General features: G+C 61.1%; 20 protein-coding genes. 16 read left to right on the top strand and 4 right to left on the bottom strand.

Annotated elements, in window-relative coordinates; all coding sequences use genetic code 11:
- Positions 1-24 precede the first annotated feature (24 nt).
- From recQ to murQ, 11 genes are all read left to right on the top strand, one after another.
- The gene (gene recQ / locus NQ491_RS10655; RefSeq protein ID WP_019245564.1) at positions 25-2217 is read left to right on the top strand and encodes a DNA helicase RecQ; all 2193 of its coding nucleotides are present in this window, start codon (positions 25-27) and stop codon (positions 2215-2217) included.
- Between the two features lie 95 nt (positions 2218-2312).
- On the top strand, positions 2313-3098 hold the full coding sequence (gene rsmA, locus NQ491_RS10660; protein WP_019245563.1) for a 16S rRNA (adenine(1518)-N(6)/adenine(1519)-N(6))-dimethyltransferase RsmA: 786 nt from the start codon (positions 2313-2315) through the stop codon (positions 3096-3098).
- A 275-nt stretch (positions 3099-3373) separates the two neighbouring features.
- Positions 3374-6262 (top strand): family 78 glycoside hydrolase catalytic domain, encoded by a 2889-nt coding sequence (locus NQ491_RS10665; RefSeq protein ID WP_081587405.1) that lies wholly within the window; start codon positions 3374-3376, stop codon positions 6260-6262.
- A gap of 190 nt (positions 6263-6452) precedes the next feature.
- Complete coding sequence (locus NQ491_RS10670; protein ID WP_147524827.1) at positions 6453-7352, top strand: immunoglobulin-like domain-containing protein; 900 nt, start codon at positions 6453-6455, stop codon at positions 7350-7352.
- A gap of 510 nt (positions 7353-7862) precedes the next feature.
- The gene (locus NQ491_RS10675; RefSeq protein WP_019245559.1) at positions 7863-9839 is read left to right on the top strand and encodes an OPT family oligopeptide transporter; all 1977 of its coding nucleotides are present in this window, start codon (positions 7863-7865) and stop codon (positions 9837-9839) included.
- 223 nt (positions 9840-10062) lie between these two features.
- Complete coding sequence (gene pepT, locus NQ491_RS10680; RefSeq protein ID WP_019245558.1) at positions 10063-11292, top strand: peptidase T; 1230 nt, start codon at positions 10063-10065, stop codon at positions 11290-11292.
- A gap of 276 nt (positions 11293-11568) precedes the next feature.
- Entirely contained in the window at positions 11569-11976 is a 408-nt protein-coding gene (locus NQ491_RS10685; protein WP_019245557.1) for an RrF2 family transcriptional regulator, read from the top strand.
- A 442-nt stretch (positions 11977-12418) separates the two neighbouring features.
- Positions 12419-13930: a sodium:solute symporter gene (locus NQ491_RS10690; RefSeq protein WP_019245556.1), complete on the top strand. Its 1512-nt coding sequence runs from the start codon at positions 12419-12421 to the stop codon at positions 13928-13930.
- Positions 13931-13938: 8 nt separating this feature from the next.
- Positions 13939-15117 (top strand): acyltransferase family protein, encoded by a 1179-nt coding sequence (locus tag NQ491_RS10695; protein WP_019245555.1) that lies wholly within the window; start codon positions 13939-13941, stop codon positions 15115-15117.
- Positions 15114-15965 carry a hypothetical protein gene (locus NQ491_RS10700; RefSeq protein WP_019245554.1) on the top strand — a complete coding sequence of 284 codons (852 nt, stop codon included), beginning with the start codon at positions 15114-15116 and terminating at the stop codon, positions 15963-15965. The genes NQ491_RS10695 and NQ491_RS10700 overlap by 4 nt, the downstream gene beginning before the upstream one ends.
- Positions 15962-16804: an N-acetylmuramic acid 6-phosphate etherase gene (gene murQ, locus NQ491_RS10705; RefSeq protein ID WP_019245553.1), complete on the top strand. Its 843-nt coding sequence runs from the start codon at positions 15962-15964 to the stop codon at positions 16802-16804. The genes NQ491_RS10700 and murQ overlap by 4 nt, the downstream gene beginning before the upstream one ends.
- 195 nt (positions 16805-16999) lie before the next feature.
- On the opposite strand, the gene NQ491_RS10710 is transcribed toward murQ, so the two are convergent.
- Positions 17000-18136, bottom strand: a complete 1137-nt coding sequence (locus tag NQ491_RS10710) for a dipeptide epimerase (protein ID WP_019245552.1) — start codon at positions 18134-18136, stop codon at positions 17000-17002.
- Positions 18137-18155: 19 nt separating this feature from the next.
- Positions 18156-19358, bottom strand: a complete 1203-nt coding sequence (locus NQ491_RS10715; protein ID WP_019245551.1) for a C40 family peptidase — start codon at positions 19356-19358, stop codon at positions 18156-18158.
- Between the two features lie 368 nt (positions 19359-19726).
- On the opposite strand from NQ491_RS10715, the gene NQ491_RS10720 reads away from it, so the two are divergent.
- The 4 genes from NQ491_RS10720 (at position 19727) to NQ491_RS10735 (ending at position 21646) form a co-directional block, all read left to right on the top strand.
- Positions 19727-19918, top strand: coding sequence for a YtxH domain-containing protein (locus NQ491_RS10720; protein ID WP_019245550.1), 192 nt, complete (start codon positions 19727-19729; stop codon positions 19916-19918).
- 13 nt (positions 19919-19931) lie between these two features.
- Entirely contained in the window at positions 19932-20306 is a 375-nt protein-coding gene (locus NQ491_RS10725; RefSeq protein ID WP_019245549.1) for a hypothetical protein, read from the top strand.
- The gene (locus NQ491_RS10730; RefSeq protein ID WP_232423193.1) at positions 20296-20586 is read left to right on the top strand and encodes a hypothetical protein; all 291 of its coding nucleotides are present in this window, start codon (positions 20296-20298) and stop codon (positions 20584-20586) included. The genes NQ491_RS10725 and NQ491_RS10730 overlap by 11 nt, the downstream gene beginning before the upstream one ends.
- Positions 20587-20722: 136 nt before the next feature.
- Positions 20723-21646, top strand: a complete 924-nt coding sequence (locus NQ491_RS10735; RefSeq protein ID WP_026089594.1) for a ketopantoate reductase family protein — start codon at positions 20723-20725, stop codon at positions 21644-21646.
- Positions 21647-22010: 364 nt separating this feature from the next.
- Here the strand turns inward: NQ491_RS10735 and NQ491_RS10740 are convergent, their stop codons facing one another.
- Positions 22011-22514 carry a nucleoside deaminase gene (locus NQ491_RS10740; RefSeq protein ID WP_019245545.1) on the bottom strand — a complete coding sequence of 168 codons (504 nt, stop codon included), beginning with the start codon at positions 22512-22514 and terminating at the stop codon, positions 22011-22013.
- A 136-nt stretch (positions 22515-22650) separates the two neighbouring features.
- Here NQ491_RS10740 and xpt point away from each other — a divergent pair, with 136 nt between their 5' ends.
- Positions 22651-23220 carry a xanthine phosphoribosyltransferase gene (xpt, locus tag NQ491_RS10745; RefSeq protein WP_026089592.1) on the top strand — a complete coding sequence of 190 codons (570 nt, stop codon included), beginning with the start codon at positions 22651-22653 and terminating at the stop codon, positions 23218-23220.
- A gap of 42 nt (positions 23221-23262) precedes the next feature.
- Here the strand turns inward: xpt and NQ491_RS10750 are convergent, their stop codons facing one another.
- Positions 23263-23727: a hypothetical protein gene (locus NQ491_RS10750; RefSeq protein WP_019245543.1), complete on the bottom strand. Its 465-nt coding sequence runs from the start codon at positions 23725-23727 to the stop codon at positions 23263-23265.
- Positions 23728-24619: the final 892 nt, after the last annotated feature.

Here is a 24619-nt window from a genome sequence, read left to right on the forward strand (position 1 = left end):
TAAGGGTATAATTATAGAAGACAGATGTCTGGGAAACAAAATATTGAACTGCGCGACTGCCTGAAGCGCTATTTCGGCTTCGACAGTTTCAAGGGAAATCAGGAAGCGGTTATCCGTAACGTGCTGGACGGAAAGGATACGTTCGTGCTGATGCCAACGGGAGGCGGCAAATCGTTGTGCTATCAGTTGCCTGCGCTGATGATGGACGGGGTGGCGATCGTCATTTCGCCGCTGATCGCGCTGATGAAAAACCAAGTGGATGCGATGCGGACTTTCAGTATGGAGGACGGCGTGGCCCATTTTCTGAACTCGTCGCTGAATAAGGCTGCCGTAGCGAAAGTCAAGAGCGACGTGCTCGACGGCAAGACCAAGCTGCTCTATTTCGCCCCCGAGTCGCTTACGAAGGAGGATAATGTCAATTTCCTGCGCAAAATCAGAATTTCGTTCTATGCGATCGACGAGGCGCACTGCATTTCGGAGTGGGGACACGACTTCCGGCCGGAGTATCGCCGCATACGCCCGATCATCAACGAGATCGGACCCGCGCCGCTGATCGCGCTGACGGCGACCGCGACGCCCAAGGTGCAGATGGATATCCAGAAGAATCTGGGCATGCTCGATTCGGCGGTGTTCAAGTCGTCGTTCAACCGCCCGAACCTGTTTTACGAAGTCCGCTCGAAAACCAATGCGACCAAGGAGATCATCCGCTACATCAAGAGCAACGAGGGCAAGTCGGGCATCATCTACTGCCTGAGCCGCAAGAAGGTCGAGGAGCTTTCGGAGTTGCTGGCCGCCAACAATATCAAAGTGGCTCCCTATCACGCCGGTATGGATGCGGCGACGCGCGCCGCCAATCAGGACAAGTTTCTGCACGAGCAGGTGGATGTGATCGTCGCGACGATTGCTTTCGGCATGGGCATCGACAAACCCGACGTGCGCTACGTGATCCACTACGATATTCCCAAGAGCCTCGAAGGCTATTATCAGGAGACGGGCCGGGCCGGCCGCGACGGAGCGGGCGGGCACTGCATCACGTTCTACAGTTATAAGGATATCCAGAAGCTCGAGAAGTTCATGCAGGGCAAGCCGCTGGCCGAACAGGAGATCGGTCGCCTGCTGCTGCAGGAGACCGTCTCGTATGCCGAGAGCTCGGTTTGCCGGCGCAAGACGTTGTTGCACTATTTCGGAGAGGAGTTTGCGGAGGAGAATTGCGGATGCTGCGACAACTGTCTGCATCCGAAGCCGCGTTTCGAGGGCATGGAGCCGATGAAGCTGATGTTGCAGGTGCTTCAGTCCATAGGCGATAAGTTCAAAGCCGACTATCTGATCAATATGCTGGTCGGACGCAACAACGCGCTGATCAAGTCCTACAATCACCACAAGAGCGAGTGGTTCGGCGTGGGCAGCGACCGTAACGACCGCTTCTGGGGAGCCGTCGTGCGTCAGGCTCTGATTTTGGGGCTGGTCGACAAGAATATCGAGAACTACGGCCTGCTGTCGATCAATGCGGCGGGAGAGGAGTTCGTCCGTCATCCGCACTCGGTGATGATTGCGGCCGACCACGAGTACGAGGACGGGGACGACGACGATACCGTGTCGCCGCCGGCCGGAAAGGGCGGCGTGGCCGACGAGGAGCTGTACGCTATGCTGAAGGACCTCCGCAAGCAGGTGGCCCGGCAGATGGAGCTGCCTCCGTTCGTGATTTTTCAGGACCCGTCGCTCGAGGATATGTCGATCCAGTATCCGGTCACGCTCGACGAAATGCAGAATATCACCGGCGTCGGTGCCGGCAAGGCCCGCAAGTTCGGCAAGCCGTTCGTCGAACTGATCAAGAAATATTGCGACGAGAAGGACATCGTCCGTCCTCAGGACATGGTCGTCAAGAGCGTCGTCAACAAGAGCGGAAGCAAGGTGTTCATCATTCAGAGCATCGACCGGCAGATGGACTTCGAGGACATCGCCCGCGCCCGCGACATGGATTTCGACGAGCTGCTTACCGAGATCGAGGCGATCGTTCACTCGGGGACGCGGCTCAATGTCGGCTACTATGTCGATCAGGCGGTCGACGAGGACAAGGCCGAGGAGATATATCTCTATTTCAAGGAGGATGCCGAGACCGATTCGCTCGACGAGGCGATCAAGGAGTTGGGCGGCGACTTCACCGAGGAAGAGATCCGCTTGGTGCGGATCAAGTTCATGAGCGAGCTGGGCAACTGATCCTTTGCCTCGTGCGGCGGGCGAGGCGGCCGGACACTTTTTACGGAAGCGGGTGCGGGGACCGGCATGGCGGAAGCGAAGTAACGGAGAATCGAATGAACGTAAGACCGAAAAAATACCTGGGTCAGCATTTCCTGACCGACTTGTCCGTCGCACGGCGTATCGCCGGCGCGTTGCGTGCCGACCGTTGCCGGACGGTGCTCGAGGTGGGATGCGGAACGGGCGTGCTGACGCAGTTTCTGCTCGAACGCGACGATATCGACCTGTATGGAGCCGAAGTCGACGGCGAGAGCGTCGAATACCTCCGCGAGCATTATCCGCAGTTCGTCCCCCGCCTGATGGAGGGGGATTTTCTGCAAATGGACCTCTCCGCGATGTTTCCCGGCGGCGTGAACGTGATCGGCAATTTTCCGTACAACATATCCTCGCAGATTTTTTTCAAGATACTGGCCTCCCGCGACCGGGTGCCGGAAGTGGTCGGCATGGTGCAGCGCGAGGTGGCGCTGCGGATCGCCGGGAGTCCCGGGGGCAAGGATTACGGTATACTGAGCGTCTTTCTGCAGGCGTTTTACGATATCGAATACCTGTTTACCGTCGGCGAGGGCGTGTTCAATCCGCCCCCCAAGGTCAAGAGCGCCGTGGTCCGGCTCGTGCGTAACGGCGTGGAACGGCTCGACTGCGACGAGGCGCTTTTCGCGCGTGTCGTGAAGGCGACTTTCGGCCAGCGCCGCAAGACGATCCGCAATTCGCTGCATGCGGCGTTCGGCGACCTGCGCGGCGAAGAGCACGACTATTTTTCGCTCCGCCCCGAAGTGCTGAGCGTGAAGCAGTTCGAGGAAATGACACGCTGGGTGGGCGAGCGGATCGCGGAAAAACCGTGAGATAGACGACGGGTTGGGACCCGTCGTTCGCGCATGCTCCGTCGAGGATGCGTGCCGGGCTAAAGCGGCGGATCGCTCGGGAGCCCGGGCAGGATGCTGCGCTCCCGGGGCTCGCGGGCCGACGAATCGCTCCCGCAGAAGGATGAGGGCGGCCGGATGCCCCGCCGGCGCGGACCGGAAAAGGAGTTCGGCGGAGCGCGGCGTTCTGGAGGGGATGTTCCGGACGCCGGCAAGGTAGAATTTGGGATGACTTAACTGCTAAACCTGACATAACTATGAAACGATTGATCGTAGCCGTCCTGTTGCTGACGGCAGCTATTACGTGCCGGGCGGCGGAGGTCGGAAGCCTGCGCTGCGAGTATCTGGCCGATCCGCTGGGAATCGATGCGATGCGTCCCCGGCTGAGCTGGGTCGTGTCGTCGTCGTTGCGCGGCGACCGGCAGACGGCTTACCGGGTGCTGGTCGCCTCGTCGCCCGAGTTGCTCGCCCGCGGAGAGGGCGACTTGTGGGACAGCGGGAAAACGGCCTCGGGCCGCAGCATTCAGGTCGAATACGGCGGAAAGCCGCTCGCGGGCCTCGCCAAGTGCTATTGGAAAGTGCGGGTGTGGGATGCCGACGATCGCCCGAGTCGCTGGAGCGAGCCGGCCCGCTGGAGCATGGGGCCGCTCTGCGAGGAAGACTGGGGCGGAGCCGAATGGATCGCCGCCCGCGACGAGGAGACGTGGCGGAACGAGTGGGCCGAGCATAAGCGCTGCGACGTCAAGAACCGGGAGCCGAACACCTGGCCTTGGTTCGTCGGCACGGGCCGGACGATCTGGGACCTGTACGAGAACGCCTCGCCCCGCTACGATCCTTCGCCTCTGATGCGCAAGGAATTCTCCGTCGGGAGGAAGGTCGTCTCGGCCGATTTGTATGTCTGCGGACTGGGCTATTATGAGGCTTATCTGAACGGGCGCCGGGTCGGCGACCATGTGCTCGATCCTGCTTGGACCAATTTTCACAAGCGGGCGTTTTACGTGACTTACGACGTGACCGGAATGATCCGCCGGGGAGGCAATGCGATCGGGATCATGCTCGGTCGCGGTCAGTACAGCCCGATATGCACCGACATATGGGGATTGTACCGCTCGAAATGGGTCGGGCAGCCCAAGGCGATCGCGCTGCTCGCGATCCGGTACAGCGACGGTACGACCGAGCGGATCGTGACCGACGAGAGCTGGCGGACCGCCGGCGGTCCGGTCGTGTACGACGACACGCGCCACGGCGAGTTGTACGACGCCCGCTTGGAGCAGGACGGCTGGAGCGAGGCCGGATTTTCCGCCGAGGGGTGGCGTCCGGCCGTTTCGGTTCCCGGGGCCGGTCCGCTGCGGGCGCAGATGATGCCGCCCGTGCGGGCGTTCGATCCGATCGAGCCCGTCCGGACTTTCGACCGGGGGAACGGACAGACGATCTACGACGCCGGGCGCAACATCGCCGGCTGGGCTCGCGTGCGGGTCCGGGGACCCGAGGGCGCCCGCGTGCTGGTCGAGTACTGCGAGCTGCCGTCGGACCGGGAGTTGGTGCCCGACATCCATCCGTCGAAGCTGAAAATCCGCGTCGAGGACCCGGATTACGCCTCCTTTTACGACAAGTCGATCAATATCCGTCAACAGAACGGCTACATATTAAAAGGTAAGGGGACGGAGACGTTCGAGTGCCGTTTCGCGTACATGGGTTTTCAGTTCGTCCGCGTGACGGCCGATCCGGGCGTCACGGTCGAGCGGGTCGAGGCCGTACCGGTTCATACCGACGTGGCCGAGGCCGGACGTTTCGTCTGCTCGAACGATGTGGTCAACCGTCTGCAAGACATCTCGCGCGCGAGTCTGCTGAACAATTTCCACAGCATTCCGACCGACTGTCCGCACCGCGAGAAACAGGGCTGGACGGCCGATACTTACATGACCGATCAGGCGGCGATCTACAATTTCGATATGGCCGCCTTCTATGCCAAGTGGGTCGAAGATTTGGCCGGCACGCAGGACTCGGCGGGCGGGCTGTGCACCGTCGCGCCCTCGACCGGTTACGACCAGAGCATCTCGACCGTCTGGCCCGCCGCGATCGTGTACGTGCCTTGGGACTTGCTGGCCTATTACGGCGACCGTCGGGTCGTCGAGCGCCACTATGAAACCATGATGCGTTTTGCCGAGAGCAGCTTGCTGCGTCAGCGGGATGGCAAACCCGAGATTATCGGCGAAGTGCTCGGCGATTGGGTATCCCCGCATATGACGCTGTCCGACACGCTGATGTCCTATTCGATGGCGCCGCCCGAGGGGCTGACGCTTTACGGGACCGCTTCGCACTACCGTGTCGTGCGGAATTTGGCCGAGGTCGCCCGCTTTCTGGGCAAGCGCGACGATGCCGTGCGGCTGGACGCTTGGGCCGACCGGATCGCCCGCCGTTTCAACGAGGAGTTTTTCGATGCCGCTTCGGGTATTTACCACGGCGAGAATCCGACGCCGTACAGACAGGCGGCCAACGTCGTGCCCCTCGAGTACGGGTTGGTTCCCGAGGCCGACAGCGCCCGGGTGCTCGGCAGCCTGCTGCGCGATCTGGACGGTACGCGGGACCGGATCGGAACCGGTTTCGTCGGCACGCTGTCGATGATGGAGCTGATGCCGAGGATCGATCCCGAGCGGGCCTACCGTCTGGCGACGCAGCCCGACTATCCGGGCTGGGGATTCATGGCTCTGAGCGGGGCGACGACGATGTGGGAGACGTGGGACGGCTCGGCCTCGCGCAATCATCCGCCCTTTTGCCTGATCAGCGCCTATTTTTACAAATATCTGGCAGGCATCCGGTGCGACCGGGCCTATCCGGGCTTCGAACGCTTCACGGTCGATCCCTCGGTCGTAGGCGATCTGACGTTCGTCGAGGCCTGGCACGACTCGCCTTACGGCCGTATCCGCAGCGAATGGAGGCGCGACGGCTCCCGTCTGACGATGAAGGTGAGCGTTCCGGTCGGCACGACCGCTACGATCGGTGTCCCGACCCGCGATGCGGCGGGCGTTGCCGAGTCGGGACGGCCTGTCTCCGGGACCGACGGGGTGAAGTTTCTGCGTGCGGCCGGCGGCAAGGCGTTCTACGAGGTCGGATCGGGAAGTTACGTTTTTACGAGCCGGCTGTAGCCTGAGCGATGCCGTTCCGTCCGTGCCGGCGGGGACGGGGCGGATGACTCGTTCCGTTTTATCCCGACCGGTTCTCCGGGCGGCGCTGGACCGCCGGACCGGTCTCTTCATGCCGATCCGTATCGTTCCGTCCGTGAGCCGACGTCGGGGACGGACGGTTCGGTAGCGAAGGGTTCGCGTTATGAAAAATATGGCGATGAGGGTCTGTTTTTTCATCCTGCTGTCCGTTTTTTGCCTTTCCTGTGCGGAGCGATCCGAGCGAAGACGGATGGCGCTTCCTGCCGATACGGCGCGCGTATCGGCTGCGGAGGTGCCGGTCGCCGATTCGATCCGCCTGTACGCCGAGCTGGTCTGCGATTCGGTGCCGTATCTGGTGATGGAGAATCGGGGTAGCCGTCCCGTGACGACCGATGCCGGATACCGGTTCGAGCAACGGGTGCACGGTCGTTGGAAAAGCGTTCCCGTACGCGGCCGGGATACCGGGCGGATCGTGCTCGGAGCCGGAGAGCGGGATACGCTCCGGCTGAATTTCCGGCGCGAGATCGGGTACGATCCGATCGGCTTCTGCCGGATCGGCAAGACGTTCGCGGACGTGTCCGGAACGAGAGCCCGGTTCGACCGGATGTGCGAGGCGGAGACCCGTTCCCGGATCATAGACTGGAAACGGGTGGACCTGATTCCCGACACGATACGGCCCGACGGGCGTTTCGTCGAGATGACGGCCGAAGTCGAGGGGGCGAGCGTGCTGGTGACGGTGCGGAATAGGACCGGACGCGAGATCGTTTTCGGAGACGAATCCGATTTTCGCCTCGGCGTCTTCCGCGACGGACGGTGGATGAGCATCTCCTATGCCCGGGTCGTTACGGCGGTGGCTTATCCTCTGAGACCTTTCGATACGATCGGACGGATGCCGCACGCGCTGCCGTACCGGCTTTACCGTTTCGAGCCGGGACGCTACCGGATTGCGAAAGAGTTCTTTTTCGAACCGGATTTCAGACGGAAATACGTGGCCTCTGCCGAGTTCATGCTCGATCGTTGGATCGGTTGCGACGAGACAGGCGAACCGGAGATCATCATCGAGTGCAGATAAGAGCTTCCGGTTGCGGAGTCGATTCCTGCGGAAACACGGAAACCGTGGACCATCATCTCCGTGCATGGCCGGCATATCGGTGTCGAACGGCCATTGAAGGTGCCGGAGACTTGCTCTGCCGCTCTATGACAACGGGACGCTGCGATTTTTTATGTTACGGAAACGGTCTGCGGTTTCCTGCCGAACGGAATTTCTCTTTTCCTTCTGTTCCGCTGGTAGTTCCTGCTCGCCTCGCGATCGGTTCCGGTTCAAAGGAAGCGATTGTCCTGTCCGGCAATCTCTGCGCGGGCTTCTGCCGCTCTCCATACGGACGAACCGCTCGTCTGACCGTCCGATGCTGCCTGGACTACCCGGGAGCCGGTTGGCTGCGTTTCTTTTTTTAGACGGAATGAGCTATCTTTGAGACCTGCGAGCGGACCGGCCGCTCGTGGCCGACGATTCGCTTGCGGGGCGGATATGCTCTGCCGGCGGCGCTCGGAGCCGGTCGGATGACAAAACCAAACCCGAAATATGGAACAAGAACCCAAACAACCCGCTTCGCTTCCGGATAATGCCTACCGGGAGCTCGCCCCCGGCGAAAAGTACTCGCCCGTGATGCCCGCTTCGTCCAAGCCGAAAGAGGTGACCGTCTATTCGGTCGTGTTCGGCATCGTGATGGCGATCGTCTTCTCGGCCGCCGCCGCTTATCTCGGCCTGAGGGTCGGACAGGTGTTCGAGGCCGCTATACCGATCGCGATCATCGCCGTCGGCGTCGGCAATCTGACCGGCCGCAGCGGCATGCTCGGACAGAACGTCATCATCCAGTCGATCGGCTCCAGCTCGGGCGTGATCGTCGCCGGAGCAATCTTTACGCTGCCGGCGCTCTACATTCTGGGGCTGGAGGCTCATTTCTACCAGATATTCCTGTCGTCGCTTTTCGGGGGCCTGCTCGGCATTCTGCTGCTGATCCCTTTCCGCAAGTATTTCGTCAAGGACATGCACGGGAAATACCCGTTCCCCGAGGCCACCGCGACGACCGAGGTGCTCGTGTCCGGCGAGAAGAAGGGCGATCAGGCCAAGCTGTTGGCCTGCAGCGGTCTGATCGGAGGACTGTACGACTTTGCGGTCGGCACGTTCGGCTGGTGGACCGAGAACGTCTCGACGCGTTTGGCCGAGTGGGGAACGCTGCTGGCCGATAAGGCGAAGCTTGTCTTCAAGGTCAATACCGGAGCCGCCGTGCTCGGTCTGGGCTATATCGTCGGGCTCCGCTATGCCGCGTATATCTGCGCCGGTTCGTTTACCGTATGGTTCGTACTGATTCCGTTCATCAGCCATTTCGCCGACGGACAGACGGTCGCCGTCGGCGAGGGCGTGACCGCGTTGCTCCGCGACATGTCGCCCGAGGAGATTTTCCGGAACTACGCGCGCCATATCGGGATCGGGGGCATCGCGATGGCCGGCGTGGTAGGTATCATCCGTTCGTCGAAGATCATCCGCCAGGCGCTGTCGCTGGCCGTGACCGAGCTGCGAGGCCGTCAGACGCCCGGGCAGGAGACCGGCCGCACGCAACGCGACCTGCCGATGAAGCTGATCCTCGCGCTGCTGATCGCGACGCTGCTCACGACGTTCGTCTTCTTCCGCTTCGGTGTGCTCGACAACTGGTTCCATTCGGTGATCGCGATCCTGATCGTGTTCGTCATATCGTTCCTGTTTACGACCGTCGCCGCGAATGCGATCGCGATCGTCGGTACGAATCCGGTGTCGGGCATGACGCTGATGACGCTGATCCTGAGCTCGCTGGTGCTCGTCAGCGCCGGCCTGACCGGAACCGGCGGAATGACCGCCGCGATGATTATCGGCGGAGTGGTGTGCACGGCGCTCTCGATGGCCGGCGCTTTCATTACGGACCTGAAGATCGGCTACTGGCTCGGAACGACGCCCGCGAAGCAGGAGGGCTGGAAGTTTCTGGGTACGGCCGTCTCGGCGGCTACCGTGGCCGGGGTTTTGATGATACTGAACCAGACGTACGGATTCGTCGGCGAGGGTGCGCTCGTGGCGCCTCAGGCCAATGCGATGGCCGCCGTCATCAAGCCGCTGATGGAGGGCGGAGCCACGCCCTGGATGCTTTATCTCGCCGGGGCCGCTCTGGCGCTGATCCTGACGATGATCGGCGTCCCGGCGCTGGCTTTTGCGCTGGGCATGTTCATTCCGCTCGAGCTGAATACTCCGCTGCTGATCGGCGGGCTCGTCAGCTGGTGGGTCGGCAGCCGCAGCCGCGACGAGCGCACGAACCGCGCGCGCCGCGAACGGGGAACGCTGATCGCTTCGGGTTTTATCGCCGGCGGGGCGCTGATGGGCGTCGTGAGCGCGCTGCTGCGCTATTTCGGAGCCGACTGGTTCGCCTCGTCGTGGAACGCGTCGAAGGGTGCCGAATGGCTCGCCGTGGGAATGTACGCGTTGCTGATCGCCTATTTCGTCAAGGACAGCCTGCGGGCCAAAGGAGAATAGGACCTGAGCCGTTGCGCGGGCCTTTCCGAGGTCCCGCTTCGCTCCGGCGACTGTGAAAGCGGTCGGGAACGGAACGGGCGGCGATACGGAGAGGAGAGCGTTGGGGCGAGTTTTTATGCAGGCGCGATCCGATCGGAAAAGGTGGGACCGCCCGTACGATTACGTTTCCCGGTATTCGGAGCGATCGCGTTATTCGGAAAGGAACAACCAAATGGAACGAAATATGGATTTTATCGAAGAACTCAAGGAGCGCTTTCTCCGCTACGTCGCTTTCGATACGCAGAGCGATCCCGAGAGCGAGACTTTTCCGTCGACGGCCAAGCAGCTCGCGCTGCTGAACCGTCTGGTCGAGGAGATGATCTCGCTCGGGATGACCGAGGTCGAGATCGATCCGAACGGCTACGTGACCGGGACCGTTCCGGCCACGCCGGGGTGCGAATCGAAACCCGTGATCGGCTTCATCGCGCATGTCGATACGAGTCCCGACATGAAAGGGGCGGACATTCGTCCCCGCTTGATCGAGCGCTACGACGGCGGCGATATTCCGCTGAACGACTCGCTTTCGATGCGGGTGAAGGATTTTCCCGAGCTCTCTTTTTTCAAGGGGCATACGCTGATCGTGACCGACGGCACGACGCTGCTCGGGGCCGACGACAAGGCCGGCGTGGCCGAGATCATGACGGCGGCGGCCTGGCTGCTCGCCCATCCCGAGATTCCGCACGGCAAGATCCGCATCGGATTCACTCCCGACGAGGAGATCGGCCGGGGAGTGGACTTTTTCGACGTGAAGCGCTTCGGGGCCCGTTTCGCCTACACGGTGGACGGAGGCTTCGAGGGCGAGCTCGAGTACGAGAACTTCAACGCGGCTTCGGCGCGGATCGTCGTGCAAGGGCGCAACATTCATCCGGGCTATGCGAAGGACAAGATGATCAATGCCCTGCAGGTGGCCTGCGAGATCAACTCGCTGCTGCCCGCCGTGCAGCGTCCCGAGCATACGCAGGACTACGAGGGCTTCTATCATCTGGTGGGCCTGAGCGGCACGGTCGAAAAAGCCTCGATGGAGTATATCGTCCGCGATCACTCGCGCGAGCTGTTCGAGGAGAAAAAGCGGTTTCTGGCCGACGCCGTCGCGCTGTTGTCGCGCAAGTACGGCGAAGGGACGATCTCGCTGACGGTCAAGGATCAGTATTACAATATGCGCGAGCAGGTGGAGCCCTATCCCGAGGTGATCGGCAAGGCGATGCAGGCAATGCGCGAGGCCGGAGTCGAACCGGTCGTCCGTCCGATCCGGGGCGGAACCGACGGCGCCCGGCTTTCGTACATGGGGCTTCCGTGTCCGAACCTGTTCACGGGCGGCATGAATTTTCACGGCAAGTTCGAGTATTGCTCGCTCGACACGATGGGCCGCGCCGTGCGCACGATTCTGAATCTGGCGCGGCTTTGGGCCGAGTGATTGGACGGTGTTTCGGGCCTCAGCAGAGGCTCGGAGGTACTTTTCTAACGGATAGGGGACGGACCCGCGAGCGGCAGACCGAAAGTCGCTTGCGGGTCCGTCCCGTGTTTCGTCGGTCTGCGAGCGGCGCGTACCGGTAGCGGCATGTCGGGCGGTCGGGGCTTTTCGCCGGACCGGAGGTTCTGTCGCCGGGTTTCCGGTCCGGCGTTCGGAAGGCGAAGGGTTGCGGTTTCTCCTTATTTTGCTAAATTTGTAAAAAATCCATTTTTACGGAACATGCTGTCCAAGAAAACGAGATATGCGATTCTGGCTTTGGCTTCTCTGGCACGGGAGTTCGGCAACGGGCCGATCCCGATCAGCCGGATCGCCGGCGACGAGCATATCCCGCAACGGTTTTTGGAGGGTATCCTGCTCGAACTGAAAAACGGCGGCGTGCTCGGAAGCGTCCGGGGCAAGGCGGGAGGCTACTACCTTTCGAGGGACCCGGGCGAGGTGACGTTGTGCGACGTCGTGACCCGCTTCGAGGGAACGGCCGGAATGTTGGCCTGCGCGAGCGGCCGGCCCGGCTGCTCCTGCGAGTTCAGCAAGGAGGAGAGCCTGTGCAAAATACGCGCCTCGTTCGCCGACATCCATCGGAAAATGACCGAAATGCTGAGCGGAGTGACGCTCCGCGATCTGGTCTGATTCGTACCGGCCGCCTTTCGTTCGTCGCCGCGCGGAAGCGAGCATGCCGGTGCGCCTGAAAGGTCGCACGCAGATGATCCGATACGAAATGCAGACGGAGCGTCCGGGCCTATCGGCAGCCATGCGCCGTCTCGCTAGGGGTAGGGAGTGGCGTGTTCGAGTCTTTGCGATTTCATCTTCTATCGTTTTGCTGTCGTTCGCATGCGGTTTCGTTCGTGTCTCCCCTGACCACTGTCTGTGAGCGCGGCGGGCTTTTTGCCGTGTTTCGGCGGTCGGATGCGGTCGTATCGTTTCTGAGAATGCGGGTCGCCGGCCCGAAAGCGAGCGGACAGCGGGTCCGGACTTCGGAGAATCGTGCGGAGGCATGGGCCGAAGGTTTTCGCCGGCGGATCGCGTATTTTGCCGAATTGTTGCTAACTTTGAACGGACCAAACGATTCCGCATGACTCCGGCAGCCGTTCTCGTTACCGTAATCGCTTATTTTCTGGTGCTCTATCTCGTGGCCAGCCTGTCGGGCCGACGGGCGGACAATCAGGGCTTTTTCGTTGGCAACCGCCGCTCGCCCTGGCCCGTCGTCGCGTTCGCGATGATCGGATCGAGCATCTCGGGAGTGACTTTCGTGTCGGTTCCGGGCTGGGTGCAGGCCAGCCAGTTCTCCTATTTGCAGATGGCGCTCGGGTTCGTGGCGGGGCAGCTCGTGATCGCGTTCGTGCTGATTCCTCTTTTTTACCGGATGGGGCTCGTGTCGATCTACCAGTATCTGGAGAGCCGTTTCGGCATCGCGTCGTACCGGACCGGAGCTTGGTTCTTCTTTCTGTCGAAAATGATCGGGGCCGCCGTGAGGGTCTATCTGGTCTGTCTCGTGATGCAGTTGCTGGTATTCGGGCCGCTGCATGTGCCCTTCGTGTGGAACGTGGCGGCGACGATGGTCCTCGTGTGGCTCTATACCTACCGGGGCGGCGTCAAGTCGCTGATCTGGACCGACTCGCTGAAGACGTTCTGTCTGGTAGCCAGCATCGGTCTCTGCATCTATTTTATCGCTTCGGACTTGCATCTGGGCTTAGGCGATGCGGTCGGCGCCGTGGCGTGGCACGACTATTCGCGGATTTTCTTTTTCGACGACCTGAACGACCGGCGGTATTTCTTCAAGCAGTTTCTGGCCGGAGCCTTCACCGTGATCGCGATGACCGGGCTCGATCAGGACATGATGCAGCGCAACCTGAGCTGCCGCAACTACCGCGATTCGCAGAAGAACATCGTGACCAGCGGCTTGTTGCAGCTGTTCGTCATCCTGCTCTTTCTCGTTCTCGGCGTGCTGCTCTACCTCTATGCCGAGAGGAGCGGCATCCGGACGCCGGAGCGCAGCGACGAACTGTTCCCGATGATTGCGACCGGAGGCTACTTCCCTGCGGCGGTCGGCGTGCTGTTCGTGATCGGGCTCGTTTCGTCGGCCTATTCGGCGGCGGGTTCGGCGCTGACGGCGTTGACCACGTCGTTCACGGTCGACATCCTGCGCTGTACCGAGCGCTGCGACGAGGCGCGCACCGCCCGCGTCCGCAAGCGGGTGCACGCCGGCATGGCTGCGACGATGGGCGTGGTGATTCTCGTTTTCGGACTGCTCAACGACACGAGCGTGATCGACGCCGTCTATACGCTGGCCAGCTATACCTACGGCCCGATTCTCGGGTTGTTCGCTTTCGGCATCTTTACCCGTCGGAGCGTGCGCGACCGCTGGATTCCGTTGGTAGCCGTGCTGTCGCCGGTGCTGTGCTATGTGTTGCAGTGCAATTCGGAACGTTGGTTCGGTGGCTACTCGTTCAGCTATGAGCTGTTGATATTCAATGCGCTGTTTACGTTCGTCGGACTGTGCCTGCTGATCGTCCCCGGTCGCCGAGGGGAGACAGGCCGGGCGCTCCCGGACACGGAGTCCGGACAATCCGCAAAAACAGAATGATTCGGCCTATGGAAAACAACCTTCCGTCCGGCTGCGGCCGCCTGCTTTCGCTCGACGTACTGCGGGGCATGACCGTCGCCGGCATGATTCTCGTGAACAATCCCGGCAGCTGGGGGGCGGTATACGCTCCTTTGCAGCATGCGGCGTGGAACGGACTGACGCCGACCGATCTGGTCTTTCCGCTGTTCATGTTCATCATGGGCGTTTCTACCTATCTGTCGCTGCGCAAGTACGACTTTGCGTGCAGCGGCGCGGCCATACGCAAGATACTGGTCCGCACGGCGGTGATTTTCGCCGTTGGCCTGGCCGTCGGCTGGTTCTCGCGCTTCTGTTTCTCGATGCAGTCGCTTGCCGAGCAGGGCGTTCCGTTGTGGGAGCGCGTGGCGCGCTCGGCAGACAGTTTCGAGCGGATACGCATATTGGGCGTATTGCAGCGGCTGGCGCTCAGCTACGGAGCGGGAGCCCTGATCGCCGTGACGGCGCGGCGGCGGGCGATTCCGTGGATCGCAGCAGGGCTGTTCGCCGCCTACGGCCTGATCCTGCTGTCGGGAAACGGTTTCGATCTGTCGCCGGACAACGTCGTCGCCGTGGTGGATCGTGCCGTGCTCGGCGAGGCGCACATGTACCGGGGCGAGGGATTCTCGTTCGATCCGGAGGGCTTGCTGAGCACCGTCCCGTCGGTAGCCCATGTGCTGATCGGTTTCTGTATCGGCCGGGCGCTCGTCTCGGAGGAGGAATTGAAGCTGAAGATTCTGAAGATATTGCGCTGGGGAGCCCTGCTGATGCTTGCGGGCTGGCTGCTCGGCTATCTCTGTCCGGTCAATAAGAAGGTCTGGTCGCCCTCTTTCGCGCTGCTGACCTGCGGCGTGGCTGCTTCGGCGCTGGCGTTGCTGATGTGGACGATCGACGTGCGGGGACATCGTCGCTGGAGTCGCTTTTTCGAGGTGTTCGGAGTCAATCCGCTGTTTCTGTATGTGACGGCTTCCGTGCTGTCGGTCGTGCTGCTGGCGGTCCGCGTGCCTTGCGGAGGCGAGACGATGAGCCTGCAAGCGGTCGTGTACTCGCACGGGCTGAGACCTTGGCTGGGCGACTACCCGGCCTCGCTGGCCTATCCGTTGCTTCTGGTAGGAGCGGTGTGGCTGATCGGACTCCCGTTGTACCGAAAAAGAATATACGTCAAGATATGATACTGATTGCCGACAGCGGCTCGACGAAGACCGACTGGTGCGTCGTACGGGAAGGCCGGACGGTGCGGAGATTCGAGACCGACGGAACGAATCCCTTTTTTCAGGCTCCGGAGCAGATCGAACGCACGCTGGCCTCGCAGTTGCTTCCCCGGCTGGACGGTCGGCCGGTCCGAAGCGTTTTTTTCTACGGCGCGGGTTGCGCGTTCGAGGAGCAGACCGCGATGATTCGGCGCGTCTTGCGCTCGCTGCTGGACGTCCGTCGCGTCGAAGTAGGAAGCGATATGCTGGCCGCCGCCCGGGCGCTGTGCGGGCGCGATCCGGGGATCGCCTGCATTCTGGGTACGGGGTCCAATTCGTGCCGCTGGGACGGGCAGCGGATCGCCGAGCAGGTGTCGCCGCTCGGGTTCATTCTCGGCGACGAGGGGAGCGGGGCCGTGCTGGGCCGCCGGCTGGTCGGCGACTGCCTGAAGAATCGGTTGCCCGCCGGATTACGGGAGATGTTTCTCGACCGTTTCGGCCTGACTCCTGCCGAAATATTGGATCGGGTTTACCGTCAGCCGTTTCCGAATCGCTTTTTGGCTTCGCTGTCGCCCTTTCTGGCCGAGCATATCGCTGTGCCCGAGATTCGCGCGCTGGTCGAGGAGAGCTTTGGCGACTTCTTCCGGCGCAACGTGGCGCAGTATGCCGGCTCGTCTTCTTTGCCCGTGCATTGCGTCGGCTCGGTGGCCTATTTTTATCGCGAGCCGCTGGAGCGGGCCGCCGGACGGCTTTCGCTGCGGATCGGAACGGTCCTTCGCAGCCCGATAGAGGGTCTGATCGCCTATCATTCAACCGAAAACAAGATATGACATTCGTGAAAATAACCGAGCAGCCGTCGTCGCACGGCGATCTGGACAAGATGTCCGTCCGTGAGCTGCTCGAGGGAATCAACGACGAGGACGCTCGGGTCGCGCCGGCCGTGCGGCGAACGATCCCTCAGCTCGAGAAACTCGTGACGGCCGTCGTCGAGCGGATGAGGCGCGGCGGCCGCATTTTCTATCTGGGGGCCGGAACGAGCGGCCGGCTCGGCGTGCTCGACGCCTCGGAGATACCGCCCACGTTCGGCATGCCTCCCTCGTTGGTCGTCGGACTGATCGCGGGCGGAGACCGGGCGCTGCGCAATCCGGTCGAGTTCGCCGAGGACGACGAGGAGCGCGGTTGGGAGGAGTTGCGCGAGCGGAGCGTGTCGTCGCTCGATACGGTGATCGGCATCGCCGCATCGGGTACGACGCCCTATGTGGTCGGCGCGCTTCGCCGGGCCCGGGAGCACGGTGTTCTGACGGCCTGCATCACGAGCAACCCCGGCTCGCCTTTGGCTGCCGAGGCCGATATTCCGATCGAGATGGTCGTCGGACCCGAGTTCGTGACGGGCAGCTCGCGGATGAAGTCGGGAACCGGGCAGAAGATGATCTGCAACATGATTACGACGGCGACGATGATTCGTCTGGGCCGGGTGCGCGGTAATCGCATGGTGAACATGCAGCTCTCGAACGACAAACTGATCGATCGCGGTACGCGCATGGTTGCCGACGAGCTGGGGATCGGTTACGAGCGGGCCCGGGGACTGTTGTTGCTGCACGGCTCCGCTTCGAAAGCGATCGAAGCGGGGCGCGACGGCAAAATGCCGGAGCGGGAGGCCGACGTGTAGCTTCCGGCAGGCCCGAACCGATTCAGGGGAACGGCGGGCCGTCGGCTCTTTGCCGGACGATAGTCGGCGGTTTCCGTATCGGGGTTCTGTTTGCCGTCCGTATTTTGACAGCGGTTTATGCCGGTCTCTCCCATTCCGACGGCAGCGGAAGCGATTTTTTAGCCCTGCCGGCGCCTTTGGCCCTGTTTGGCCGCTTTAGAGGGGAACGATGCCGAGGCCGGGCCGGTCGGGCAGCGTGATATGGCCGTCGACGATCTTCATGCCGTCGAAGCGGTCGTTCGAGATCAGCAGATTACCGTCCAGGTCGGCCCAGTCCATCATCGGCGAGAGCTGCGCGGCGGCCGAGACGGCGCAGGAGGTTTCGGTCATGCAGCCGATCATCGTCTTCATGCCGAGCGCCCGGGCCAGAATAGTCATCCGATAGGCTTCCCTCAGACCGGTGCTTTTCATCAGCTTGATATTGATGCCGTCGTAGACTCCCTCGGCGCGCTTGACGTCCGGAAGGCGTTGCAGGAACTCGTCGGCGATGATCGGCAGCGGGCTCCGTTCGCGCAGCCAGGCCGTCTCGTCGATCATCTCCTTGGGCAGCGGCTGCTCGACGAACAACGTATTGCGCTCGGCGAGCCAGCAGATCGTTTCGAGCGCCCGCTCCTTATCGGTCCATCCCTGATTGGCGTCGACGCAGAGCGGCTTGTCGGTCGCCGAGCGGATGACCTCGACGAGCTCGCGGTCGCCCTCGACGCCCATTTTGACCTTGATCACGTTGTAGGGAGCCGTTTCCTCGACTTTTTGCCGGACGACCTCGGCCGTGTCGATGCCGATCGTGAACGAGGTGTCGGGCGCCTTTTCGGGCGACAGACCCCATATCTTGTACCACGGTTGTCCGAGCAGCTTGCCGACCAGATCGTGCAGCGCCAGATCGACCGAAGCCTTGGCCGCCCGGTTGTCGGGAGCCGCCCGGTCGACGTAGTCGAGAATCTCGTCCATGCGGAACGGGTCCGTGAACCGGCTCAGGTCGAGCGAGCTCAGAAAGCGGCAGACCGACTCCTGCGTCTCGCCCAGATAGGGAGGCATCGATGCCTCGCCGTAGCCCGTTATGCCGTCGTATTCGAGCGTGACCTGTACGTCGGGCGTGTGCGTGCGGGTGTTGACCGCGACCGTGAACGGATGGATCAGTTTCAGGTCGTAGGGCTCGAAGGCGAGGCTCAGCCTGCCGCTGCGTCGCTCGGGCCGTTTGTGCGGCGAGCGGGCGGCGGCGCGCAGCGCGACGGAAGGGACCGATGCCGCGATCAGGCCGGCGGCCGCTGTCTTGAGAAATTCTTTTCTGTTCATATCGGGTTCGGATGGGTCGTTATCGGATGTCGAAATACCATGGATGCGAGCGGATCGCCGTGATGCCGGGCGTTCCGATCCGGGTTCCGATTCGGCTGATCGACAGACAGCTCATCGGCAGATAGTCGTCGGCCGACGGGTCCAGACTGTTGATCTTGACGCGTCCGGCCGAGTGGATGAAGCGCCCTTCGCCGAGATACATCGCCACATGGGTCACCCGTCCGCTGGCCGGATTGCCGAAGAAGATCAGATCGCCCTTGAGACATCGGGGCCATTCCGACGGGGCGAGTCGCTCGCCCGTGAGCGCTTGCTGCGACGCGTCGCGGGCGATGACGATGCCGCCTGCGAAGTAGGCCGTCTTCACCATGCCCGAGCAGTCGACTCCTTTGACCGACGTGCCTCCCCACAGATAGGGGACTCCCGTCATCTGCCGCGCTGTCCGTTCCAGCCCGTCCGGATCGAGCGGACGAGAGGCCCACGTTTCGAAGTCTTCGATCTCGCGGCGAAGAACATAGCCCGACCTTCCGTCGGGCAGCCGGACGGAAGCGAACTTCCGGCCGCTTTTGGCTGCGGTATCGGCTTCGAGAACCGAGCCGAGCACCAGATCGGACACCGTGCCCGAGCGGAGGTCCAGCCCGGCGTAGACGGATCCCGCGTAGCCCGTGTAGACGTAACGGGCGGCCGAGCGCCAGCGTTTCGTTTCCTCGGCTGTCTTCAGCGCGATCGAGGCCGCGTTGGTCCAGCCGATGTAACCGTCGGGCGTCTGCACGCGATACCAGTTGTCGTACTGTTCGAGTACGCGCAGCGGCGTGCCCATGATGGCTTGCGTGCTCATTTCGGCCGCGTGGTCCGGAGCCGTCCGCAGATTGATCGACGAGAGCGTGACGAGAGCCTCGTTCTTCTCTTTCAGCGAGGCGTCGGGCAGCGCTTTCACATAATCGGCGAACCGGATGCCTGCGCCGCGAAACGCTGCGCGGAGCGCTTCGATCGCTTCGGGATCGTCGCATTTCCCTTTCAGGATATGGAGCGTGTCGTTGATCCGCTCGGCTTCGATTTCGAATACGGCGACCCTTCGGTCGGGGGCGTGCTGCCGGCGTACTGCGTCGAGTACGGCCGCCGCGTCCTGAGCGGAGAGTCCGCTCCCCAGCGCGAGGCCGAACAGCAACAGCAGGCTTCGCAGAGTGCCCGCCTGCTTGATCGTATGCTTTTTCATCGGTTTCATCGGTTTCGGTCCGGTCCCGTTCTCCGTTTTTCGGGAACGGCCGTCGATCGGGGCCTTTGCTTGCAAAAATAGGGATTTCCCTTTTCAATGGCAAAACGGAAGCGCCCGGGCGCTGTTTTCGGAGTATCCGGCCCGCGCCCGCCGGCGTAGGAAGACGGTATGGCAGACAGTGTGCGGCAGATGCTTTGCCCGGGAGACGTGCCGCGGGCGGCAGGCCGCCCGCAGAAAGCGTCGGACCGGCGGAAGAAGCCGGAATTTGCGGCGAATCGCTCCATGTCGCGAATTGTGGTTTGTTTTTTGCAAAAGGGAGACTCGTTCCCGCGCAGCGAGGATGCGAACTTATTGTTTAACTTTTAAAAATAGAAATCATGAAAGGTAGTTGTTTCTTTTCGTTTTTGGGCGGAGCCGCCATCGGCGCGATGATCGCTCTGCTGACCGCTCCCGACTCGGGGGCCAACACCCGTCACAAAATCGCCGGCAAGATCAAGCAAGGCGGTCAGAAAGTGAAGGATACCCTCGAGGAGGGCTATCATTCGATGCAGCACTCGATGCAGGAATAAGTTCCCGTAAGGTATGGAAAACAACGACAGACCCGGACGGATCGAGCGCGCTGCCCTGGATGCGAAGGATTACGCAATGTGGTCGCTGGATCGCTTCAGGCTGAGCCTGATCGACAATCTTTCGACTTTCGTCAGCACGCTGTTCAGCGTTTTCGTTCTGATTGTTCTGGCGGGTATCGGGGCGATGTTCTTCGCCGCGGCGCTGACATGGCTTCTGGGCATGCTCATCGGCTCGATGCTCGCCGCCATACTGATTATGGGAGGCCTGTTCGTCCTGTTGGCCCTGATCGTGTACGGCAGGAGAAAGAGGCTGATTCTGAATCAAACCGTCCGGATGTTCAGCCGGATGATGTCCGATCTGGGCGATAAGTACTCCGATGATGAATAACAGGGTTTGCTACCGAAAGATACGCACGTACACCGACCTGAGAATCGAGCGGATGCGCGTCGACCGCGAGCTGGACTCGCTGGGAGAGCGGCTCAAGGCCGACTGGCGGGGCATTTCGCAGATGTTCTCGATGGGCTATCTCGTCGACCGGATCACCGGTCGGGCGAGCCAGATGTACGCGTTCGTTCAGTGGGGCATGTCGGCGTACAGTCATGTGCGCTCGATAATCGAGAAACATAAGGCCGAAAAATCCGGCCAAAGCAGTCAGGACGGCCGGTGACGCCGTTGCCCGTACAGCATCGGCTTTCTTGCGGCAAGCCCGCCGCAAGAAAGCCGATGTTCTTTTTCGCTCCCGGATGTCGCGCGGACGTCCGTTTTGCTATCTTTGCGTCGTAGAACCAAATGCGATCGGGACGATGAAAACGAGAATAGCGGTCGTCGGCACGGGCGGTGTCGGCGGGTTTCTGGGCGGATTGCTGGCCCGTTTCTACGAACATTCCGACGAGGCGGAGATCTATTTCGTTTCGAGGGGGCAGGCGCTGCGGAACATACGCGAGCGGGGGCTGCTGGTCGACGCGCAGGAGGGCCGCTTCACGGCCCGGCCGAAAGCGGCGACCGATTCGCCGGCGGAAATCGGAGAGATGGACTACGTGCTCTATTGTACCAAGTCTTACGACGTCGAGGGCGCTGTCGGGCAATTGCTGCCCTGCATCGGTCCGCATACCGTCGTGCTGCCGTTCATGAACGGCGTGGACGGAGCCGAGCGGATCCGGCGGATGCTGCCTGCGACCGAAGTGTGGGACGGCTGCGTCTACGTGGTGGCCTATATCGTCTCTCCGGGACACATAGCCGAGCATACGAACGGCTATCGCTACCTGTTCGGCTCCGCGACGGGCGATCCCGCCCGGCTGGCCGAACTCGAACGGATTTTCGAGCGGGCGGGCATCCGGGCCCGGCTCGAAGCGGACATCGTGCGCCGCGTATGGGATAAGTTCGCTTTCATATCTACGGTGGCTACCTCCACTTCCTATACGGACAAGACATACGGCGGCGTGCTCGGCGATCCTGCCGACCGGGCCGATCTGGATTCGTTGCTCGCCGAGTTTCAGACCGTTGCGGCCGCCAAGGGGATCGTGTTGTCCGAGGGTATTGCCGGAAAGGTGATCGCCCAGATGGAACGGATACCGGCCGATACGACGACTTCGATGCAGCGCGACTTTCGCACGGGGCGGACGACCGAGCTCGAGTCGCTGACCGGATATGTCGTCCGCGAGGGCCGGCGGCTGGGCGTTCCGACGCCGACCTATGACCGGATGTACGAGTCGCTGCGGGGCCGTTAGACGGCGTGCCGCGCTATTTTTTCGAAGGCGCTTTTCTGCGCCGGGCGATCCGCCGCGAGGCATGTCGTTTTCTGCGGAGTGTCGTCTCTGCGAATCGAGATTTCGATTGCGGAATTTTTCAGAAGGGTGTATCCGGCTTGTCGGTGGCCTGTTCCCGCTGAGGATGGAACGGATTAAGCGCGCGTTCCGTAACAAAATGCGTTGCCAGAACGTGAGAAAACGGCGAAACAGATAATTGCCACCTGTTCGCTTGTCCCTTAACCGGTGTGCGGAAGAGCTTATTTCCGTAGAGGAACGGGCTCCTGTTGCCGGATCGTTGTCGGACCGTTGCGAAAATTTTTTTCGCGGGCGCTCGCGGTTGCCGTCAGTACGGCGTTTTGTCCTCTTGGTCGCGCCACAGCTCGAACGCGCGGATCGCCTCGTCGGGGAGCATGCGCTCGGACGGCAGCGAACGGGCGGACGGGGCGAGTGCGAACTCGTCGTATATGAACGAGTCGTCGAAGCCGATCTCCGCCGCGTCTTTCTTGTCGTTGGCATAATACATCCGGTCGAGTCGGGCCCAATAGATCGCGCCGAGGCACATCGGACACGGTTCGCACGAGGTGTATATCTCGCAGCCGCTCAGATCGAAGGTACCCAGCACCCGGGCCGCGTTGCGTATGGCGGTCACTTCGGCGTGGGCCGTCGGGTCGCACCCCGGCACGACGCGGTTCGTCCCGGTGGCGATCACGCGGCCGTCGCGGACGATCACGGCGCCGAACGGGCCGCCGCCCTTCCTGACGTTCTCGATCGACAGATCGATCGCCTGCCGCATGTATCGCTCGCGGCAGGCGTTCGCAGCATGCTGGGTTTTCTCTTTTTCATCCATGGTCGAAGCGGTTGGATAACTGTACAAAGATACGGAAATATTCCCGGTCGGCAAGCCGTCGGGCATCCGGGGGCGCCTGTGTTTGGCCGTGCCGGCGGAAATGCGTAATTTAGGCCGGAAAAAATTGCGCGAAACGATGAAAATGTTCGAGGAAAGAATCCTGCGCGACGGGAAGTGCCTGCCTGGCGGAGTCCTGAAGGTGGACGGATTCATCAATCATCAGATGGACCCGGCGCTGATGATGTCGCTTGCCCGGGAGCTGGCGCGCCGTTTCGGAGACGAGCCGCTGGACCGTGTGCTGACCGTCGAGGCGAGCGGGATCGCGCCGGCCGTGCTGGTCGGCTATCTGCTCGGCCTGCCGGTCGTCTTTGCCAAGAAAAAGTCGCCGAGCACGATGGAGAACGCTCTTTCGGCCCGTGTCCGCTCGTTTACGAAAGGGCGCGACTACGACGTCTGCCTGAGCCGGGACTTCCTGCATGCGGGAGACCGGGTGTTGTTCATCGACGACTTTCTGGCCAACGGAAACGCCGCGCAGGGCATGCTCGAGCTGATCGGTCAGGCCGGAGCCTCTCTCGCAGGCATGGGCTTTCTGATCGAGAAGGCGTTCCAGCCCGGAGGTGCGATGCTGCGCGAGAAAGGTATCCGCGTCGAGTCGCTGGCGCGGATCGAGAGTCTGGACGGCGGCCGGATCGTATTCGCCCGTTAGGGACCGTCGTTTCCGGTTCCGTCGCTTTCCCGAATTATCCGATCAAGGTCGCATATTCACATCCAAGCTGATGTCGGCCTGACGGGAAACGGCAGGAGCCAATACCATGACTTTCCATGTGGAGTATTCCGACGTAAGATCGAGTTCGATATTCACATCGAACGAATAGGTATTTGTGTCTCCTCGGTTCAGTTCGCTTTCCATGTTTACTATCCCATGAGACGCATTCCCTGTGACGACCAAAAGGGAGTGTTTCTCAAAATCGACGGTCGGCAGTTCCGTTTCGCAATCCTTGATATAGCTTTTCAACTCTTCGCCGGAACGTATTACATGCAATTTGTCTTTCTCAATATTTTCCCAGTTTGTTGACGAATCGAACAGCGATTCGACATGCGTTATCGCTACTTGGCCGGGTTCGGGATTTTTCGGTGAATTTTCTTTGTCATCGCATCCTGAAAATGCCACCGACAGCATAACGAGCGAGGCGACATAAATTACGGCTCTCATAATATTTCGATTTGGTTTCGCTTTGCCGGTCAATATAACAAATTTATTCTCCGAAAACAAACGACGTTATACGTATCGCACCGAACGTTCCTGTCGGTATTACGGTAATTCGTTTTAGGTCGCCCTCAAAGTTGTCGATGGAAATAATCTTCGACCGTTCGGAATGTCCTGTGCCTCGTTTTTGTCCGGTTCTTCATGGAACGTCATTTCCTTTCGGGTTTCCGAGTAAAAAAACTTTGTCCCCTGTCCGGTATCGGGGGAAGCTCATAGACCCGCTCTCCCCGGAAGGGAGAGGATGCGGTCGTTTTCATATAGTCTGTCAGAACATCCGATGCTTGATTTGGGGTGATTCGACATCGGTCTCCACGATCGGATACGCTGCGATTTTTTGTGAGAAAAAGTCACTCGCATAATCCGCAGGTTCATTCTCAGCATAAATTTTCCATTCCATTATTACCGTTTCGTAAAAAACTCATTTCTTGTCAGACGTAAGAGAGCGTCTTGTGTTTTTTGTCAGGCATTCTCAGAATTATCCTTAACTCGAAGCAATAGATAAATAGCCCGGCAGGCGCAGCAATATCTGCCTCTGCTATAGGTTTCGGGCTCTTCGGATAGGAGAGAGCGATCGACTTGGTATGAACGGTAAATAATAACGTTTGGAATAGCTGTAGTGAGCCGATTCTGCGGATGCGTCGGACCGGCGCATCCGCTTCGGCCTGACGTTCCATATCTTTGGAGGCGGAAACAAGTCCGGTTCCGGATTCATCGAAAAGTTATCGCTGCATTTTCCGGGGTTCGGTCCGATAGGATTTATTCTCGGCAGGGGGCCGGTCTGTCACCCGAGATGCCGAGATTCGCGGTTCCGTTTCGTGAAAAACGATCATGCCCGGGT

It is taken from the genome of Alistipes ihumii AP11, from assembly GCF_025144665.1.
Taxonomy (GTDB): Bacteria; Bacteroidota; Bacteroidia; order Bacteroidales; family Rikenellaceae; genus Alistipes_A; species Alistipes_A ihumii.

Bases quoted from the DNA above. Each gene is read 5' to 3' on its own strand.
- recQ (WP_019245564.1), top strand. From the start codon at position 25: ATGTCTGGGAAACAAAATATTGAACTGCGCGACTGCCTGAAGCGCTAT.
- NQ491_RS10670 (WP_147524827.1), top strand. From the start codon at position 6,453: ATGGCGATGAGGGTCTGTTTTTTCATCCTGCTGTCCGTTTTTTGCCTT.
- NQ491_RS10685 (WP_019245557.1), top strand. From the start codon at position 11,569: ATGCTGTCCAAGAAAACGAGATATGCGATTCTGGCTTTGGCTTCTCTG.
- NQ491_RS10700 (WP_019245554.1), top strand. From the start codon at position 15,114: ATGATACTGATTGCCGACAGCGGCTCGACGAAGACCGACTGGTGCGTC.
- NQ491_RS10710 (WP_019245552.1), bottom strand. From the start codon at position 18,136: ATGAACAGAAAAGAATTTCTCAAGACAGCGGCCGCCGGCCTGATCGCG.
- NQ491_RS10740 (WP_019245545.1), bottom strand. From the start codon at position 22,514: ATGGATGAAAAAGAGAAAACCCAGCATGCTGCGAACGCCTGCCGCGAG.
- NQ491_RS10665 (WP_081587405.1), top strand. From the start codon at position 3,374: ATGAAACGATTGATCGTAGCCGTCCTGTTGCTGACGGCAGCTATTACG.
- NQ491_RS10720 (WP_019245550.1), top strand. From the start codon at position 19,727: ATGAAAGGTAGTTGTTTCTTTTCGTTTTTGGGCGGAGCCGCCATCGGC.
- NQ491_RS10690 (WP_019245556.1), top strand. From the start codon at position 12,419: ATGACTCCGGCAGCCGTTCTCGTTACCGTAATCGCTTATTTTCTGGTG.
- NQ491_RS10725 (WP_019245549.1), top strand. From the start codon at position 19,932: ATGGAAAACAACGACAGACCCGGACGGATCGAGCGCGCTGCCCTGGAT.
- NQ491_RS10695 (WP_019245555.1), top strand. From the start codon at position 13,939: ATGGAAAACAACCTTCCGTCCGGCTGCGGCCGCCTGCTTTCGCTCGAC.
- rsmA (WP_019245563.1), top strand. From the start codon at position 2,313: ATGAACGTAAGACCGAAAAAATACCTGGGTCAGCATTTCCTGACCGAC.
- NQ491_RS10715 (WP_019245551.1), bottom strand. From the start codon at position 19,358: ATGAAACCGATGAAAAAGCATACGATCAAGCAGGCGGGCACTCTGCGA.
- NQ491_RS10675 (WP_019245559.1), top strand. From the start codon at position 7,863: ATGGAACAAGAACCCAAACAACCCGCTTCGCTTCCGGATAATGCCTAC.
- murQ (WP_019245553.1), top strand. From the start codon at position 15,962: ATGACATTCGTGAAAATAACCGAGCAGCCGTCGTCGCACGGCGATCTG.
- NQ491_RS10750 (WP_019245543.1), bottom strand. From the start codon at position 23,727: ATGAGAGCCGTAATTTATGTCGCCTCGCTCGTTATGCTGTCGGTGGCA.
- NQ491_RS10735 (WP_026089594.1), top strand. From the start codon at position 20,723: ATGAAAACGAGAATAGCGGTCGTCGGCACGGGCGGTGTCGGCGGGTTT.
- NQ491_RS10730 (WP_232423193.1), top strand. From the start codon at position 20,296: ATGATGAATAACAGGGTTTGCTACCGAAAGATACGCACGTACACCGAC.
- xpt (WP_026089592.1), top strand. From the start codon at position 22,651: ATGAAAATGTTCGAGGAAAGAATCCTGCGCGACGGGAAGTGCCTGCCT.
- pepT (WP_019245558.1), top strand. From the start codon at position 10,063: ATGGATTTTATCGAAGAACTCAAGGAGCGCTTTCTCCGCTACGTCGCT.